Consider the following 16390-nt stretch of genomic DNA (forward strand, 5'->3'; position numbering starts at 1 on the left):
TATGAATAAAGATAAACGTTATCAAATTTTAAGTCGTTTGCGTGACAACAATCCTAACCCAACCACTGAGTTAGAGTATGAGTCGCCTTTCCAACTGCTAATTGCCGTATTGTTATCAGCTCAAGCAACCGATGTGGGTGTCAATAAAGCCACACGTAAGCTTTTCCCGGCGGCGCCTACGGCAGAGACCATGTTAGCGCTTGGCGTAGATGGTATAAAAGAATATATCAAAACCATCGGCCTATTTAATTCAAAAGCAGAAAACGCCTATAAAACCTGTAAGATACTAGTTGAACAGTACGATGGCGAAGTCCCAGAAAGCCGAGAAGCTTTGGAAGCTCTACCCGGTGTTGGACGTAAAACGGCTAACGTAGTGCTTAATACAGCATTTGGCTGGCCGACTATTGCTGTAGATACGCATATCTTTAGAGTCTCTAATCGTACTAAACTGGCTCCCGGCAAGAACGTCAATGAGGTTGAACAGAAGCTAATTAAAGTCGTGCCCAAAGAGTTTAAAGTGGATGTCCATCACTGGCTTATTCTGCACGGGCGCTACACCTGCGTTGCGCGCAAACCGCGCTGCGGCAGCTGTGTTATTGAAGACCTTTGCGAGTTTAAAGAAAAAACCAGCGATTGATGCAACTATAGCTCAACGTCTGAGGATTTATTTAACTGCACGATAACTCGGCGGTTCTTCTGGCGGCCTATTTCATTATCATTATGGTCGATCGGACGATCCTCGCCGTGAGCGACCGTTTGAATGCGGTCCGCTTTTATACCCCGTTCGACAAAAAAAGATTTAATAGCATTGGCGCGTTGCTCTGTTAGCGTCTGATTCGGCTCACGAGCGCCTAGCGCATCCGTGTAGGAATCTATTAATACTAACTTCAAGTCGGCATCTACTTTCAAGTAGTCGCTGATTTGTTTTAGCTTCCGCCGCGAAGGCGCGGTTAGCTCATCACTATCCGCTTTATGGTTCAGTACGGTATATGCAATATCCTCGAATGAGAAAGGCAATAACGCATTAATACAACCTTTAAATGCGTCGTATGCACTGCGAAAGTTCACTGCTGAAATTGCCACAGCAACTTGATCTTTTGGGTTATACCAGTCTTGGTACAAAAATGTTGGGTAACGACCCTTATCGAGTTCAGACAGCAACGTCCATGCTGCTTGCTTTTTAAGCTCGCCATTAAATTGCTTATATAGGTCCATGCTACCAATAGAGTAGCTGTTTTGTCCCGGCTGCCACTGCGGAGGAACCGATTCGATACGTGCCACACTGTAGTTGTCAGGAAGCTGGTTCATATCGAAGGTCATGGTTAAATTGAGTTGCTTACTCGCTTCGCTATGAAACTGTACTTTGCCGAAGCGAGGAATGACGTGCTCCAACTCACAGTTAAGCTGCGTGTTGTTGGCCATATACCAAAGTGAATTATCCAAGTTTGCGCTGTAGTATCTGACCGCGTTTGCTTCTGCGAACGAACTGATACTGACCAACGCGCTACCCAGCACGATTAACGCTGATAGCCGAGTCGTATTATTCACCTGCACACGCACCTCCTTTAATGACTTGTCTTTTATATCGGTCGTGTTGCAATAACCTTTAACCAAATCACAAGCAAAAAAGCCCGCTCTTTGGCATAATGGGCATTAGCAATTTAGCAGATACAGGTAATTTCATGTCAGGTTCCGAAGACTCTCTTATGAAGCAACGTTTTCGAGGCTACTTACCCGTAGTCATCGACGTCGAAACGGCGGGCTTTAATGCCTCGACCGATGCCTTATTAGAGATCGCTGCCGTCATACTGAATTTTGATGAACATGGACAGCTTAAGCCGGTCGAAAGCCATCAGTTTCATGTCGAGCCATTTGAAGGCGCCAATATTGAACAAGCAGCAATTGAATTCAATGGTATCGATCCGCATTCGGAATTACGCGGCGCACTGCCCGAAGACGAGGTACTTAAAGCCTTATTCAAACCGATTCGAAAGGCACAAAAAGCGGCTGGCTGTCAGCGCTCTGTGTTGGTTGGACATAACTCGAATTTTGATCATAGCTTCCTGATGCGAGCAGCCGAACGAGCTAACATTAAGCGCAATCCGTTTCACCCCTTTGTTAGCTTTGACACGACATCTTTAGCGGCGTTGACGTTAGGACAAACTGTACTTATCAAAGCGTGCAAAGCCGCAGGTATCGAGTTTGATCAAAAGCAAGCGCACTCAGCGCTGTATGACACCGAAAAGACAGCCGAACTGTTTTGTTGGATGGTCAACAAATGGAAGGCACTAGGCGGTTGGCCACTCGCTGACTAAAAACAAAAAAACGCGCCATTTGGCGCGTTTTTTAAGAGTCACTGAAAACTAGTATTACAGCTTGTCAGCGTTCTTAGAAAGGTATGCTGCTACGCCTTCAGCGTTTTCCTTCATACCTTCTTTACCTTCTTCCCAACCTGCAGGGCAAACTTCACCGTGTTTCTGGTTAAAGTTCAAAGCATCGACCATACGCAACATCTCGTCAATGTTACGGCCCAATGGTAGGTCGTTAACGACTTGGTGACGCACAACGCCATCTTCATCGATTAAGAACGAACCACGGAATGCAACGCCCGCTTCTGGGTGTTCAACATCGTATGCTTTACAAATGCTGTGACGAACGTCTGCAACGAGTGGGTATTTAACTTGACCAATACCGCCATCTTCAGTTGCAGTGTTGCGCCATGCGCTGTGAGTGAATTGTGAATCGATTGAGACACCAATTACTTCAACGCCGCGCTTTTTGAACTCGTCCAGACGCTTATCAAATGCGATAAGCTCAGAAGGACATACGAATGTAAAGTCCAGCGGGTAGAAGAACAAGACGGCTTTCTTGCCTTTGGTCGCATCAGAAAATTTAAAATCTTCAACGATTTCGCCAGAGCCCATTACCGCTGCTGCGGTAAAGTCAGGTGCTTTACGTCCTACTAAAACTGCCATTGATACTCTCCGTCTTTAGTGAATGTTGGGCTGCCACTTAGCAACCTAAATTAAAAGCTTTTATAAATATGGGGTTCAACCGTAAAAGATCAACCCCAAACGCCGATTATTGCGCGTCGCTTTCAGGTTGAGGATGACGCGCTGCCACCTCGGTAATCAATTCCTGTAACTCGCCTTTTTGGAACATCTCAACGATGATGTCACAACCACCGATGAGCTCGCCCTCAACCCAGAGTTGTGGGAATGTCGGCCAGTCTGCGTATTTAGGCAATTCAGCACGAATATCAGGGTTTTGTAATATATCGACATAAGCGAACGCTTGACCACAACCCATGAGTGCTTGTGAGGCCTGTGAAGAAAAGCCACAGCTCGGCAACTTAGGTGAGCCCTTCATATAAAGAAGGATGGGGTTTTCTTCAATCTGCTGTTTAATCTTGTCGATGGTTTCCATGTCACCTCAAATCACTGTTTACGAATGGAATGGTTGATAAAAATACTCAAGTATTTTAACACATGCAACCCCCGATTGCTCTCTTTGGGTGGTTTACAGCCAGCTGTGGAAATAATAAAAACTTATACTTGAAAAGAGAACCAGTCACCCCTATATATCGTATGAATAACAACAACAGCTTGCACATTCATTTTGTGTAAGACGCTATTTGCACTAAAAACTATGGAGAGAGATTATGGCATTTGAACTTCCCGCTCTTCCTTATGAGAAGAACGCACTCGAGCCGCACATTTCAGAAGAGACACTCGAATACCATTATGGCAAGCACCATGCGACTTACGTAAGCAAGCTAAATGATGCAGTTAAAGGCACCGATTTAGAAAGCAAATCGCTTGAAGACATCATCAAGTCTGAGAAAGGTGGTTTGTTTAACAACGCCGCTCAAGTATGGAACCACACGTTCTACTGGAATTGCTTGAGCCCCAATGGTGGCGGCGCTCCTAGCGGTGCTATCGCAGACGCGATCAACGATAAATGGGGTTCTTTCGAGAAGTTCCAAGAAGAGTTTAACGCGAGCGCGGCGGGCAACTTCGGCTCAGGTTGGACATGGCTGGTTAAGAAGTCTGATGGCTCTGTCGATATCATGAATACGGATGACGCAGACACCCCAGTTGCACACGACGGCGTAACGCCACTACTAACTGTTGATGTGTGGGAACACGCTTATTACATCGACTATCGCAATTCACGTCCTAATTATTTAGAAGCTTTCTGGAAGCTCCTCAACTGGGATTTCGTGAACAAAAACTTTGCGTAATATAGCTAAGTTGCTTATCAAAAAAGCCAGCATATGCTGGCTTTTTTTATGTCTATTTAACCCGTTTCGAAAAAAACGATTGCCTCAATCGACTAAGTTGGACGGGATATCCCCACGCAAGCTATGCCAAATTTCTGCTGACTCATAACCATAGCGACGAACCAAGTTTACTGATTCATTGTAGTCGCCCTGCTTCGCCACGCTATTAAGGTTGTAATAGTAATCACGAGCCAACTGGCGAGCCTCTGGCGAAGAGAAATAAAATTGGCCAATACGCGAATATAAACCTTTAAAGCCGTTAAGCACTAGCACATAGATGGGGTTACCCGACGCCATCGCAAGATCATGATTCAACTGATAATCAAAGTCTGCGAAACGCTCGGCATCGTCAGCAAGCTCATCATTCTTAGACAATAGCTCAACTACCTTTTCTGGATTGTGACGGATCGCAGCTCGAATATAAATCGCGCTAATATTAGTGCGAGCCGACAACAATTGGTCGACCAGTTCTGGCATACCATCTTCGTCTAAACGAGCTAGCGTCTCTAAAATATTAAGCCCAGACGTCTCCCAGAAGTTATTCACTTTGGTTGGCTTGCCATGCTGGATTGTCAGCCAACCATCTCGCGCTAAGCGCTGTAATACTTCCCGTAGCGTCGTACGAGTCACACCAATGAGCTCGGACAGTTCACGCTCTGCAGGAAGGATCGTACCTGGAGCAAAATGACCGTTCCAGATTGATTTAACGATATATTCCTCGGCAAAACCTGCCGGACTCTTTGCTTTAATGATCATTGTTACGCCTGTTTCATTATCAATCGTGTGATTCTACCAGTGTTATATGAGGTCGGACAAGCAAACTGATTGTTATCGACAAGCCATTTACTTTTCGGCTATGTTATAGCGCTTAGATTCAGACACGGATATATCAAATCATGCAAATATACCTTTGGCCAAGTCAACGCAGCGCTTGGTTAGCGCTATTTATCATCTGTTTATCGCTATTGGCTGCTGCCGCTTACTTTCAGTACGGTCTCGGACTTGAACCCTGCGTAAAGTGTGTATATCAACGTATGGCAGTGATAGGCATTGCGTTATTTGCTTTGCTTGGCTATTTAGGTGCGACACGTCCATTCATACGCTTAGTAGCACTCGCTGGAGTACTTTATTCCGCGCTCGAGGGCTTATTCATCGCTTATGACCACTGGGACCTACAAACGTCGAAAAATGCTTTCTTTGCAGTCTGTGAAAGTAACCCGAATTTTCCATCTTGGGCTCCACTGCATGAATGGCTACCTAGCTATTTTGCAGCTCCAGGACTCTGTGGTGACATTGACTGGTCGTTTTTAGGTGTCACCATGCCGGCATGGATGACCTTTATCTTTGCAGGAGTAACGATTATTGTTGCGGTCGCCAGCCTAAGCCATATTATTTATAAACTACGCTAAAGCGGCCAGGTCACAATACGATCTTCTAACTCACCTCTAAATTCCGTTTCAGTGATACAATGACCGGCTACATGGTAGCCGGCTTTTTTCATCGCTTGCTGACTGCCATGGTGTCGTAATGGATGCCAGTCAGGAATCGGTTGCCCTTGTGCTCTGAGCCGATACGCACAAGTTTTAGGCATGAAATAAACTGCATCGAGATTTTCGAGTGTCAGTTGAACACAACTGGGGACCCGCTGAGTACGGTTTTCATAGTCACTGCACACTGCATTGTCAGTATCCAATAATCGACACGCGACATCGGTTTGATACAGGTTATCCTCTTCATCTAATAGTTGGTTTAGACAACATTGCCCACAACCATCGCAAAGGGCTTCCCATTCGCGATGATTGAGCGCATGAAGCGGTTTATCATACCAATTCATCGAGGAAAACGGATACGATCAGAAAGGTAGCCGACTGCAGCAACGAAGTAATGTGAGCGATTCCAACGCATCAGCGCATCGTAGTTTGCATAGGCAAGATACACTCGACCTTCCTTATCATCAGGAATTACAACCGAAGCTTCAATATCATCTCGTTGCGGTAACGGGCTTCCGTCCATGCGCGTAATACCAAGCTTTTGCCATTCGGCGAGTCCCTTTTTGGTATCTAGCCCCGCTAACGATGTATCAAACTGTTCAGGTAACTGCACTTGGCGTCCCCACGTCACATCATCTCGCCAACCCACAGAACTCAAGTAGTTTGCGGCTGACGCAAATACATCACCGTAGCTGTTCCATATATCCTTTTTACCATCACCGTCGTAATCGACCGCATAACTCATAAACGAGCTTGGCATAAATTGCGTCTGACCCATGGCGCCCGCCCATGAACCTTTCATTTGCTCAGGGTCGATATGACCGTCTTGAATAATAGTCAGCGCTTGCCAGAGTTGTTTCTTAAAGAAGGCTTCACGTCGACCATCAAACGCTAAAGTTGTTAATGCTGAAACAACATCAAATCCGCCGGTGTAAGAACCAAAGTTGGTCTCTATACCCCACAATGCAACTATAAATCGTGGTTGTACACCATATTTCTTTCCTATCTCATCGAGTAGCGCTTTATGCTCCTGATACTTTTCAAGCGCTTTTTGAGCTTTCCAATCAGGTACTGCTCTGGGAAGGTAAGTATCTAAAGTAAGTTTGAACTCTGGCTGATTATTATCGAGCTCAACTGCACGTTGGTAATATTTTACCTTGGCAAACGCGCGATCCAGCGTATCTTTCGTGTATCCTTGCTCAAGCGCCTCAGAGCGCAACTTATCAACATAAGTTTGAAACTTCTGCTCGGTACTTTCGCTTTGCTCGCTCATCGAACTCTGCTCAGACTGAGAGGCGTTTACAGGGCCGGTAAATCCCACTGTCGACGCACTTACGATAAGCGCCAAAGTGCTCAGGGTTAACTTTTTCATAGCATTGACTCCTTTTGTGGCGGAAGTTGCAAATAATAGCCAGGTTCCACCAAGTGCTGTTTTAATTCTTCTACGCTAATCCGAGCAAGTTGGTCGCGTTTGTCTAAATTTATTGTCATTATTTTTTGCGGAGTGCCAAAGTGGCTTACTAGCGCTTCTGGCAACTCATCAAATTCACTTCCCAACGGGAGGTATAGATAGGTATCGCTTTTTTTCGAGCTTTTAAATACGTCGCACAGCATGGTCTTAAACTCGCGTTAAATATATTCTTTTAATTCAGATTCTAGCGCTCTCCAGCGCCAGCCCTGTTGCAAATCAGGTCTGGGCAATTCAGCACGGTGGTCATCACTAAACTGCCAGTGATACATCAAAAAGTCATTAATTTGTTTGCGCGAAGTTACCAATGCCGTATCAATACCGAGCAACGAAGCCAAGCCCTGTGCTGCTTTCTTAATACCACTAAACGCCATCTTATAGTTTGGCATGTCGTCGAGTCTTTGCAAAGTTTGCGGCCATTGCGATGGATCCACAGCAAGTGCTAAACCAATCTGCTCAATTATTGCTTCGCCCGAATATTTGCGCGTCATCGGAGCTAAATCTTTAATCTTGTACAGGTCAGACTTAGACTGCGGCATTTTTCTCGCTAACTCCAATAACACGCCGTCCTTAAAAATAAAGCCCAGAGGCATATTTTCACTCATAGCCTTATCCAGACGCCAAGCAGCGAGTGCTTTCATCACTTGTAATTGCTTTTGGTTAAGTTGCCAAGCGTTCCCAACGAACAAATAAAGTAAATGTCTTGGAATAACTTGCGTGCGTTTACTGACCTGCAGTTGACTTTCCTCAACGACAATATCTGCCACATGAGCTTGTGCGACCTGTTCAACTAACCAAGGATACATGCTATTTAGATAGCTCACATCGGCAGCTGCGTAAGTCAGTTGCTCTTCGCTGAGCGGACGCTTTAACCAATCCGTACGTGACTGGCTTTTATCTAGGGTTACACCATCAAATAATTGCTCAACTAGGCTGGCGTAGCCAAGCGACGACCCCATGCCAATAAATCCCGCCGCAATTTGCGTATCAAATACGGCACGCGGTTTCTGTCCATTTGACTGATGGTAAAACAACTCAATGTCTTCGCCACCAGCATGCAAAACCGTAACGACGTCGGGATCGGCTATCAATTGCCAAAGTGCTGTTAAATCAATATCAATGAGTGGATCGATAATAAATGTCTCACCATCGACATTCAGCTGCACGAGCCCCAAATTGGCAAAGTAAGTCTTTCTTCTAACAAATTCAGTATCAATAGCAAATGAGCCCGCTAAGCGGGCTCTTTGACAAAATTCAGTCAGCATCTCAAGGCTACTGATATAACGATATCCACTCTGTGGCTGCATTAACTTAGTCAATCTTTTTTCTCGTCTCTTAGCTCTTTACGCAAGATTTTACCTACGTTTGATTTGGGGAGTTCATCACGAAACTCGACTAACTTAGGTACTTTATACCCCGTTAGATTTTCTCTAGAGAAATCAATAATCTCACGTTCCGTTAAGGATTTATCTTTTTTGACAATAAAGACCTTAACAACCTCACCGGAAGACTCATGTGGCACTCCAACTGCGGCCACTTCAAGCACTTTTGGATGATCGGCTAGGACATCTTCAATCTCATTAGGGTAGACATTAAAACCAGACACCAGGATCATGTCTTTCTTACGATCAACAATCTTAAAGTACCCGCGTTCATCACAGGTTGCCATGTCGCCAGTCGCAAACCAGCCCTCTTTAATCGATTCAGCCGTGGCGTCAGGACGATTTAGATAACCAACCATCACTTGTGGGCCTTTCACGTAAAGTTCACCCGCATCCCCTAGGGCAACTTCCTCGCCACTTTCCGGGTCACAAATTTTAACGTCGGTACTTGGTACAGGTAAGCCGATACTGCCCGTATAATGCTCGATATCGTAAGGGTTGACTGTAACCACAGGTGCACACTCGGTTAAACCGTAGCCTTCTAGCAAGCGAGATTTCGTGACACGTTCCCAATGTTCCGCGACTGATTTTTGCACCGCCATCCCGCCACCAAGAGACACCTTTAGGTTAGAGAAATCGAGATCTTTGAAGCCCTTGGTATTCAATAGTCCATTAAACAACGTATTAACACCCGAGATCATTGAAAACTTAACTTTACCAAGCTCTTTTACAAATCCAGGCATATCACGCGGATTGGTGATTAAAATATTGCGCCCACCGTGCTTAATGAACGTCAAGCAGTTCGCTGTTAGAGCGAAAATATGATACAGCGGTAAGGCGGTAATAATGATTTCTTCACCATCAGACATGATGGGTGTAATGACCGATGAAACCTGCTCTAAATTGGCGACCATGTTGCGATGAGATAACATGGCACCTTTCGCAACGCCCGTTGTGCCGCCTGTATATTGCAAGAATGCGATGTCGTCGCCCGTTAAACCAGGTCGCTGATATGCTTTTTGCTTACCTTTATTGAGCGCCACATTAAAATCGATACGTTGACTGATTGAATGGCTTGGTACCATACGTTTCACGTACTTAACCACGAAATTTACCAACCAACGTTTAGGAGCGGGCAGTAAATCACCAATTTGTGTCGTAATGACTTTTTCTAGTTGTACATCTTTTGCAATCTTCTCATAAGTATTGGCAAAGTTTTCCAGAATCACGAGCGCTTTCGATTGCGAATCGGTCAGTTGGTGTTTTAATTCTCGCGGTGTGTACAAGGGGTTGACGTTAACGACGGTCATACCCGCCGCTAATACCCCGAACAGCGCAACCGGATACTGCAAAAGATTTGGCATCATAATCGCAACTGCATCCCCTTTTTGTAGCCCAATACTCTGCAAATAGGCAGCAAATTGCTTTGCCTTTTCACCCAGCTCGGCAAACGACATTTCGCAATCCATATTAACGAATGCGGTTTTATCACCATACCTCTCAATACTCTCTTCGAGAATCTCGAGCAAAGACGTATAGTGGTCGGGATCAATCGTATCTGGCACTCCCGCTGGGTAATGTTTAAGCCAAATCTTTTCCATACTAGGCTCCAAAATTTATTGCTTTAATTATTATGTATCGTTCACGTCAACGTGAGCTTATCCGACCAGTTTATCTCAATCTCGCCCTTCGGCACAATCTAAGATGATGACACTTCACGGACAATGCCCGCAATATCACTCGGACTTTGCATATGAACATGATGCCCACCACCCAACTCAAGCACGCGTAATTGCGGAACACAGTCTTGCCATCGTGCCAAGGCGTTATCCAGTTGAGCGTAACCATCACGCCCTTTTACTAATACCACGGGCACGCGTAACTGGTTCAAAATTTGTTCAACGGCTTGTGAGGACAACCGATAGGGCGATGTAGACCGAACTTTGGGATCGGCGCGCCAATACCAGTGTCCATCAGCCATTAACTTAATGCCACGCTCAACGATAATTTCGACTAACGCGTCACTAAAATCGGCTGTCTTGGCACGTGCCGCGACTGCTTGTGACTTATCGGTGTATGGACGCCACTGTGCCATCTGCGACTTCTTTCGCGACTGAAAGCCTGCTAACAGCTGCTGGTGAGCGTTCTCCTCGTCACTGGTGAGCAAACCAAAGGCCTCAATCAACACCAAGTGGGATACATGCTTTGGTAACAGCGTCGTAACCATATTGCCGACGAAGCCGCCCATCGAATGTCCAATAATGGTAACGCCAGACCACTCCTGTATCTTAATCAATTGCCAAATATCATAAGCATAATCAGTAAAATGATAGTAGTTACCCGTGGGGCGGTGATCCGAGTAGCCATGACCGGCCCAATCAAGCGCAATGATTCCGTCATCAGGTTCATGTAGTTGCTCAATCAGCGGAAGAAATGAGTGACAATTATCCAGCCAACCATGCAACAGGATATAGCGAGGTTTATCGACATTGCCCCAACCGAGACCTCTGAGGCAGCCCCAGTCAAGAGCGTACTCAAGAGGCTGAGCACGCTCAATTAGTGATTGATACAACACGCTACTGATTGCTAGTCGCGTTAGGTTTTTCTTCCTGAACCCTTACGCGCGTCGGGTACCGATAATAGTAAGGGCGATAAGGGTAAGGGGCATAAAAATTGTGTCTAAACCACAACGGTGAATAGTCAATCCCCGAGTCAGCACGGTCGACTTCTTTCGGCCACAAATAATAGCCCGATGTCTCAATAACGGGGTATATGTAGTTATAGTCGCCTATCTTACCTTCTTGTGCTTCACCGACCTTCCCTAACACAGTCAGACTACGGCCTTGTTGATAGACTTGAGGGTCGACGAAGCCATTAATAACAGCGAGAAAACGCCCTTCTGTGTCATCACTCACCAACGGACGCCCCCAACTTTTCAATGGGAAATGAACCATCTCGATAATCGTGTAGCCTTCATCATTGCGAACATCGGCAATAATTCCACCCCAGCGCGCCGCTTGTCCAACGGTTGCTTCGGTATTGTTTTTCACTTGTGAATAGGATACTAAGGCATCTTCATCTTGCGTTGCGATAGCATCTGGGAATGTACTACAGCCCGCTAACAATAGCGCACCAAGTGCTAAACTCGCGATACGTAACATAGCGCCTCCTCAGGCATACAGATCCAAACTGAACATTGACTCAACTTGCTCTCGTTTCTCGTTAAGCGCGACAGTTTGATAGGCCGATAGTGCTTTTTGTGCAGACTGCGATGGTTGGTCATACACAATGTTCAAATCCTTCCAACGTTGCGCCTGATCAGAGCTTTGCTGTCGACTCGGAATTTCAATCGAAGCGCGAGCCGATTGCGGTTCACTCTCTCCAGCCACGCGATCTCTCGGATCAGGCACGACCCGACGTGCCGGTGACAAATTACCTTGCACACCATTAACATGACTTGACGAAACAGGATTCAACGCTTGCTCCTTTCATTAGTTTGACCTGAGTTATTATGGCGAGTTCCAAAATAATCTACAAGTTAACGACCTGGCAACTTTTTCCAAGTTACCTCATTACGGACGTAAAGTGGCTCCAGTTCATCTGCAGCAACAGCCGGCTCATTATAGAGCTGTGCCCAACGTAACATCGCTTCGGCGGTCGGAAGCACACAATTAAGCGACTGCGGGGTTACCGAGACTGTCGCAGCTAATTGCTCACGATAGGTCTCCCATCCCGTCCCCACATAACCAATTGACTCCGACGCTTGATATCCATGGCGCTCTAACTCAGCTGCCAAATTCAACTGCTCCGGCTTGTCCACTTTTGCGGTAGCACACGCCTGAAGATGCCCATCACGGTGCTGATACACACGCCAATAGACTTCGCCCATTCGCGCATCAATAGCACTAATAATCCAGTCTGTTACTCTATTTTGCGAGCCCTCAAGAGCCATAGCATCAAGACTACTGACACCATTTACTTTTAAGCTTGCACCAAATGCCAAACCTTGTGCAATCGAAACACCGATTCTAACGCCTGTAAAACTACCTGGACCGATGCCAACGATCAGCCCATCAACATCAGACAACTTAGTATCGGCTTCTTCTAACACAGCTTGAACAAAAGGTAACAAACGCTGTGAGTGCTCGCGTGGACTCTCCATTTCGCGGCTAATGACCGTATTATCAACCTGAAGTGCGACCGAGCAGTTCTCCGTCGATGTATCAATGGCTAGCAAGGTTGGTTTCATTATATGTATCCTTTAAAAACAGCATTGCCCGGCTCAGATCACGTGTGCGAGCCATAGGCGGTAAACTTTTGATAAAGCGTGCACCATACTGGCGCGTGACAAGTCGGTCATCACAGACAATCAATACCCCTGAGTCGCGCTGATCGCGTATCAAACGCCCTGCTCCTTGCTTCAGCGCGATAATGGCTTCGGGTAGCTGAATAGTATGGAAGGCATCCACGCCCCGTAACTTAGCGTCCTCTACCCGTGCATTTAGCAACGGGTCGTCGGGCGAAGCAAACGGTAACTTATCAATAATGACACAACGCAACGCAGCGCCACGCACATCGACGCCCTCCCAGAACGACGAAGTGCCTAGTAAAACGGCATTACCTGCATCAGTAAATTTCTGCAAAATACTGCGTTTACTACCCTCACCTTGAACCAGTACGGGCCTATCTAGTTTTTCGTCCAATAAACTGGCGACGCGCTTTAACATGCTGTGACTGGTAAATAATAAGAACGTGCCGCCTTGGTTGGCCTCAATACACTGTTGCGCCAGCTGCGCGAGTCGCTGATCGCGATTAAATTGGTTCGCAGGTGGCAGATAGCGCGGCAGACACAGCATCGCTTGGTTCTCGAAGTCAAACGGACTCGCTAATACGAGCGTTTTGGCATCCCACAGCCCGAGCCGATTAACAAAGTAGTCAAACTTCTCGTTGACTGAGAGCGTTGCCGAAGTAAACACCCAACCCCGATCACTGTGCTTGACCAAATTGCCAAAACGCTTGGCGACGCTCAGTGGCGTTTGGTGCAGAACAATATGACGCACCGTTGTTTCATACCAGAAGCTATAACCTGTCTGATCCGTTTGCATCAACTGTTGCCACAAATCATAGGCTTCCTCTGTACGCTCAATGAGGCTATCCATTTCTTTATGACGCCCACGCGCTGTTTTGATGACATCGATAAATAAAGTGAGCTTCTCTGCGACACGGCTACACACCTCAATCATGGCAGAGTCATCGCGTTTATCACGCCAATTGCCTCGGCTCGGATCGGATGGAAACTGTAACCGCCAATCCCGCACTACCTGTGTCAGAATACGGGCCATTTGTGCCGCTTGAGAGAGGTCTTTTAGCTCTGTTAAACACAACCGCTGAACCTCGTCAGCAATTTCTATCAGTTGTCGTGAAGACAATGAGTCACCAAAATATTGACTTGCGATATCTGGTACTTGGTGTGCTTCGTCAAACACCACCGTGTCTGACTCGGGTATGATTTCGCCGAACCCCGTATCTTTGATCGCCAGGTCCGCAAAAAATAAATGATGATTGACCACCACGACATCAGCTTGTTTGGCTTCATCACGCGCTTTCACTAAGTAGCAGTCATCGTAATTCGGGCACTCGCGACCTAAACAATTGTCTTTGGTGCTAGTCACTAAGGCAGTCAACTGAGGATCATCCTGCAGTACCACCAACTCACCAATATCGCCATCCCGGGTCTGAGTTGACCAACGTTTCACTTTAACCAGCTTGGTTTGTGTTTCACTGTTAAACTGACCAGCTTGCAATTGTGCCTGCTCAAGACGATGGGTGCACAGATAATTTGAACGCCCTTTTAATAAAGCGATGACCTTTTCTGGCGCCAGCGCGGCCCGTAAAGTGGGCAAATCTCGATGATAAAGCTGTTCCTGTAGTGCTTTGGTACCCGTGGAGATGATCGCCTTACCTTTGGCTTGAAGCACAGGCGCTAAGTATGCAAAGGTTTTACCGGTACCGGTCTCGGCTTCGACAACCAAAGTACCTTTTTTACGAATGGATTTTTCAATAGCCTGGGCCATGGTAAGCTGAGCATCGCGCGGCTGAAAGCCTTCTATCGCCTTTGCCAGTTGACCCTCGGGCGTAAAAACAGCTGCCACTTTGCTCATTAAATGCCCACACCTAATTCTAATATCGACCGATTAAAGCGCTATAGTATGACATAGTTGCCAGCTCGCTGTTAATCATAAATCCTCTGTAGTAGCGTAGGTTCCCGCTCAATTATTGCGTCCCGATCATGCGCTAAGCGTACGTGTCGATATGACCATCGCTACTTTGCTCATCATCGTCATTGTCTTGCGCGCTACTCTGTTCACCCTCATGATGCTGTGCCGCCTGTTGCTGTCCATGCTCGGCGTCGCGATCGCCGACACTATTTTCCTGTTCCTCCTCGACCTCAGCCAGTTTCTGTGCTTTTTCTACCTGTTCAACTTTCAATTGTTCTTCATTGTGAGTTACAGGGATACGCGAATCTTTTGGTATTAAAGGGATCATTGCGTCGAAATTGACCATTGTGGCGGTCTCCAGTGGTTGTTCATCATGAGTTTAGACTATTGTCGACCAATTTTTATACGTCAATAGAGTTGCGTTCAGTGCTTTTTTTATTTATAGTACTATACAACTTAGCAGTTACATCCATTTTTTTAAGGAAGCGAACAAATGAACCTTAGCCAGCACCACCATCATCACCATTGGAAATTACTGGGCTAGCTACGTTTATTATTCAGGCTAGTCCATATTTTGACTAGCCTTTCGCATGACTATACAACCCTTCGAAAGGCAGCTTTCGAAGGGTTTTTTTATTATCAGGAGTAAATCAATGAGTGAACGACTTACTATTGCGATTCAAAAGTCAGGCCGTTTAAGCAAGGAGTCTTTATCTTTGCTTAATGCATGCGGTGTCAAATTCAGCATTAATGAAGCACGCCTTATCGCCCACAGTACCAGCCACCCTATTGATTTACTCAGAGTACGCGACGATGACATTCCAGGCCTAGTTATGGATGGCGTCGTCGACCTCGGTTTAGTGGGTGAAAACGTATTAGAAGAGGTCGCGCTTGAGCGCTCCGCGGTCAATGAAAATGCAGAGTATAAGGCTCTACGTAGCCTTGACTTTGGCGGTTGCCGCCTGTCCATTGCGGTGCCACGCGAAAGCGACTACAACTCTATCGACGATCTGCAAGGTAAGCGTATCGCAAGTACTTACCCGTACCTACTGCAACGCTACCTAAAAAATAACGGCATTAGCGCAAAGAATGTCGTTCTAACCGGGTCAGTCGAAGTCGCGCCACGCGCTGGGCTTGCCGATGCCATTTGTGATTTAGTCTCGACCGGCGCCACATTAGAAGCTAACGGTCTCGTTGAGAAAGAAGTCATCTTTCGTTCACAGGCGCAGTTGATTCAAAACGCCAATCCATTATCCGCTGAAAAGCAGGCTATGATGGACCAGCTACTACCGCGAATTGACGGTGTGCAAATGGCGAAAGAAAGCAAATACATTATGCTGCACGCACCCAAAAACCGCCTAGATGAAGTCAACGCATTACTTCCTGGCGCCGAAACGCCTACCGTACTGCCACTGAGTCACACTGATGAGCAAGTGGCTGTGCACGTCGTGAGTACAGAAAAGCTGTTCTGGGAAACAATGGAAGATTTAAAAGACCTTGGCTGCAGCTCAATACTCGTATTACCAATTGAAAAAATGATGGGATAATCG

The 16390-nt window shown here is 46.3% G+C and carries 20 protein-coding genes; 5 read left to right on the plus strand and 15 right to left on the minus strand.

All coding sequences use genetic code 11. The features are described 5' to 3' along the window. The first annotated feature begins 1 nt into the window (after position 1). On the plus strand, positions 2-637 hold the full coding sequence (gene nth / locus ABNS04_RS04025; RefSeq protein ID WP_006956537.1) for an endonuclease III: 636 nt from the start codon (positions 2-4) through the stop codon (positions 635-637). 5 nt (positions 638-642) lie between these two features. Here the strand turns inward: nth and ABNS04_RS04030 are convergent, their stop codons facing one another. Next, positions 643-1554 (minus strand): OmpA family protein, encoded by a 912-nt coding sequence (locus tag ABNS04_RS04030; protein WP_272977326.1) that lies wholly within the window; start codon positions 1552-1554, stop codon positions 643-645. Between the two features lie 128 nt (positions 1555-1682). Here ABNS04_RS04030 and rnt point away from each other — a divergent pair, with 128 nt between their 5' ends. Next, the gene (gene rnt, locus ABNS04_RS04035; protein ID WP_040488155.1) at positions 1683-2315 is read left to right on the plus strand and encodes a ribonuclease T; all 633 of its coding nucleotides are present in this window, start codon (positions 1683-1685) and stop codon (positions 2313-2315) included. A gap of 54 nt (positions 2316-2369) precedes the next feature. Here the strand turns inward: rnt and ABNS04_RS04040 are convergent, their stop codons facing one another. Next, the gene (locus ABNS04_RS04040) at positions 2370-2975 is read right to left on the minus strand and encodes a peroxiredoxin C (protein WP_272977325.1); all 606 of its coding nucleotides are present in this window, start codon (positions 2973-2975) and stop codon (positions 2370-2372) included. Positions 2976-3081: 106 nt separating this feature from the next. Continuing rightward, positions 3082-3426, minus strand: a complete 345-nt coding sequence (locus tag ABNS04_RS04045; RefSeq protein WP_272977324.1) for a Grx4 family monothiol glutaredoxin — start codon at positions 3424-3426, stop codon at positions 3082-3084. Between the two features lie 235 nt (positions 3427-3661). Here ABNS04_RS04045 and ABNS04_RS04050 point away from each other — a divergent pair, with 235 nt between their 5' ends. After that, positions 3662-4243 carry a Fe-Mn family superoxide dismutase gene (locus tag ABNS04_RS04050; RefSeq protein ID WP_272977323.1) on the plus strand — a complete coding sequence of 194 codons (582 nt, stop codon included), beginning with the start codon at positions 3662-3664 and terminating at the stop codon, positions 4241-4243. Between the two features lie 84 nt (positions 4244-4327). Here the strand turns inward: ABNS04_RS04050 and fadR are convergent, their stop codons facing one another. Beyond that, entirely contained in the window at positions 4328-5038 is a 711-nt protein-coding gene (fadR, locus tag ABNS04_RS04055; RefSeq protein ID WP_272977322.1) for a fatty acid metabolism transcriptional regulator FadR, read from the minus strand. A gap of 137 nt (positions 5039-5175) precedes the next feature. Here fadR and dsbB point away from each other — a divergent pair, with 137 nt between their 5' ends. Then, complete coding sequence (gene dsbB / locus ABNS04_RS04060) at positions 5176-5691, plus strand: disulfide bond formation protein DsbB (RefSeq protein ID WP_272977335.1); 516 nt, start codon at positions 5176-5178, stop codon at positions 5689-5691. Here the strand turns inward: dsbB and ABNS04_RS04065 are convergent. The 11 genes from ABNS04_RS04065 to ABNS04_RS04115 form a co-directional block, all read right to left on the minus strand. Beyond that, on the minus strand, positions 5688-6116 hold the full coding sequence (locus ABNS04_RS04065; RefSeq protein ID WP_272977321.1) for a YcgN family cysteine cluster protein: 429 nt from the start codon (positions 6114-6116) through the stop codon (positions 5688-5690). The two genes, dsbB and ABNS04_RS04065, sit on opposite strands and share 4 nt — an antisense overlap. Continuing rightward, positions 6113-7144: a lytic murein transglycosylase gene (locus tag ABNS04_RS04070; RefSeq protein WP_006956525.1), complete on the minus strand. Its 1032-nt coding sequence runs from the start codon at positions 7142-7144 to the stop codon at positions 6113-6115. The genes ABNS04_RS04065 and ABNS04_RS04070 overlap by 4 nt, the downstream gene beginning before the upstream one ends. Then, complete coding sequence (locus ABNS04_RS04075; protein ID WP_006956524.1) at positions 7141-7386, minus strand: YcgL domain-containing protein; 246 nt, start codon at positions 7384-7386, stop codon at positions 7141-7143. Before ABNS04_RS04075 ends, ABNS04_RS04070 begins: the two co-directional genes overlap by 4 nt. Before the next feature lie 15 nt (positions 7387-7401). After that, positions 7402-8559: a ribonuclease D gene (gene rnd / locus ABNS04_RS04080; protein WP_272977320.1), complete on the minus strand. Its 1158-nt coding sequence runs from the start codon at positions 8557-8559 to the stop codon at positions 7402-7404. After that, positions 8556-10223 carry a long-chain-fatty-acid--CoA ligase FadD gene (fadD, locus tag ABNS04_RS04085; protein WP_006956522.1) on the minus strand — a complete coding sequence of 556 codons (1668 nt, stop codon included), beginning with the start codon at positions 10221-10223 and terminating at the stop codon, positions 8556-8558. The genes rnd and fadD overlap by 4 nt, the downstream gene beginning before the upstream one ends. Positions 10224-10321: 98 nt before the next feature. Continuing rightward, positions 10322-11197 carry an alpha/beta hydrolase gene (locus tag ABNS04_RS04090; RefSeq protein ID WP_272977319.1) on the minus strand — a complete coding sequence of 292 codons (876 nt, stop codon included), beginning with the start codon at positions 11195-11197 and terminating at the stop codon, positions 10322-10324. 1 nt (position 11198) lies between these two features. Continuing rightward, positions 11199-11783 (minus strand): Slp family lipoprotein, encoded by a 585-nt coding sequence (locus ABNS04_RS04095; RefSeq protein ID WP_272977318.1) that lies wholly within the window; start codon positions 11781-11783, stop codon positions 11199-11201. A 9-nt stretch (positions 11784-11792) separates the two neighbouring features. Beyond that, a complete protein-coding gene (locus ABNS04_RS04100; RefSeq protein ID WP_006956519.1) occupies positions 11793-12098 on the minus strand; it encodes a hypothetical protein in 306 nt (101 codons plus the stop codon). Positions 12099-12160: 62 nt separating this feature from the next. Then, positions 12161-12871 carry a tRNA (adenosine(37)-N6)-threonylcarbamoyltransferase complex dimerization subunit type 1 TsaB gene (tsaB, locus tag ABNS04_RS04105; protein WP_272977317.1) on the minus strand — a complete coding sequence of 237 codons (711 nt, stop codon included), beginning with the start codon at positions 12869-12871 and terminating at the stop codon, positions 12161-12163. Continuing rightward, complete coding sequence (locus ABNS04_RS04110; RefSeq protein ID WP_272977316.1) at positions 12846-14783, minus strand: ATP-dependent DNA helicase; 1938 nt, start codon at positions 14781-14783, stop codon at positions 12846-12848. The genes tsaB and ABNS04_RS04110 overlap by 26 nt, the downstream gene beginning before the upstream one ends. 133 nt (positions 14784-14916) lie before the next feature. Further along, positions 14917-15186 (minus strand): hypothetical protein, encoded by a 270-nt coding sequence (locus ABNS04_RS04115; protein WP_006956516.1) that lies wholly within the window; start codon positions 15184-15186, stop codon positions 14917-14919. Between the two features lie 307 nt (positions 15187-15493). Between ABNS04_RS04115 and hisG the strand changes: the two genes are divergently transcribed. Then, positions 15494-16387 carry an ATP phosphoribosyltransferase gene (gene hisG / locus ABNS04_RS04120; RefSeq protein WP_006956515.1) on the plus strand — a complete coding sequence of 298 codons (894 nt, stop codon included), beginning with the start codon at positions 15494-15496 and terminating at the stop codon, positions 16385-16387. Positions 16388-16390 lie beyond the last annotated feature (3 nt).

The sequence above is a fragment of the uncultured Idiomarina sp. genome, assembly GCF_964010655.1.
Lineage (GTDB): Bacteria > Pseudomonadota > Gammaproteobacteria > Enterobacterales > Alteromonadaceae > Idiomarina > Idiomarina baltica.

Coding starts and splice junctions, on each gene's coding strand:
- ABNS04_RS04095 (WP_272977318.1), bottom strand. CDS start 11,783: ATGTTACGTATCGCGAGTTTAGCACTTGGTGCGCTATTGTTAGCGGGC.
- hisG (WP_006956515.1), top strand. CDS start 15,494: ATGAGTGAACGACTTACTATTGCGATTCAAAAGTCAGGCCGTTTAAGC.
- ABNS04_RS04070 (WP_006956525.1), bottom strand. CDS start 7,144: ATGAAAAAGTTAACCCTGAGCACTTTGGCGCTTATCGTAAGTGCGTCG.
- ABNS04_RS04115 (WP_006956516.1), bottom strand. CDS start 15,186: ATGGTCAATTTCGACGCAATGATCCCTTTAATACCAAAAGATTCGCGT.
- ABNS04_RS04110 (WP_272977316.1), bottom strand. CDS start 14,783: ATGAGCAAAGTGGCAGCTGTTTTTACGCCCGAGGGTCAACTGGCAAAG.
- fadD (WP_006956522.1), bottom strand. CDS start 10,223: ATGGAAAAGATTTGGCTTAAACATTACCCAGCGGGAGTGCCAGATACG.
- ABNS04_RS04045 (WP_272977324.1), bottom strand. CDS start 3,426: ATGGAAACCATCGACAAGATTAAACAGCAGATTGAAGAAAACCCCATC.
- ABNS04_RS04075 (WP_006956524.1), bottom strand. CDS start 7,386: ATGCTGTGCGACGTATTTAAAAGCTCGAAAAAAAGCGATACCTATCTA.
- ABNS04_RS04065 (WP_272977321.1), bottom strand. CDS start 6,116: ATGAATTGGTATGATAAACCGCTTCATGCGCTCAATCATCGCGAATGG.
- tsaB (WP_272977317.1), bottom strand. CDS start 12,871: ATGAAACCAACCTTGCTAGCCATTGATACATCGACGGAGAACTGCTCG.
- ABNS04_RS04040 (WP_272977325.1), bottom strand. CDS start 2,975: ATGGCAGTTTTAGTAGGACGTAAAGCACCTGACTTTACCGCAGCAGCG.
- ABNS04_RS04050 (WP_272977323.1), top strand. CDS start 3,662: ATGGCATTTGAACTTCCCGCTCTTCCTTATGAGAAGAACGCACTCGAG.
- fadR (WP_272977322.1), bottom strand. CDS start 5,038: ATGATCATTAAAGCAAAGAGTCCGGCAGGTTTTGCCGAGGAATATATC.
- rnt (WP_040488155.1), top strand. CDS start 1,683: ATGTCAGGTTCCGAAGACTCTCTTATGAAGCAACGTTTTCGAGGCTAC.
- nth (WP_006956537.1), top strand. CDS start 2: ATGAATAAAGATAAACGTTATCAAATTTTAAGTCGTTTGCGTGACAAC.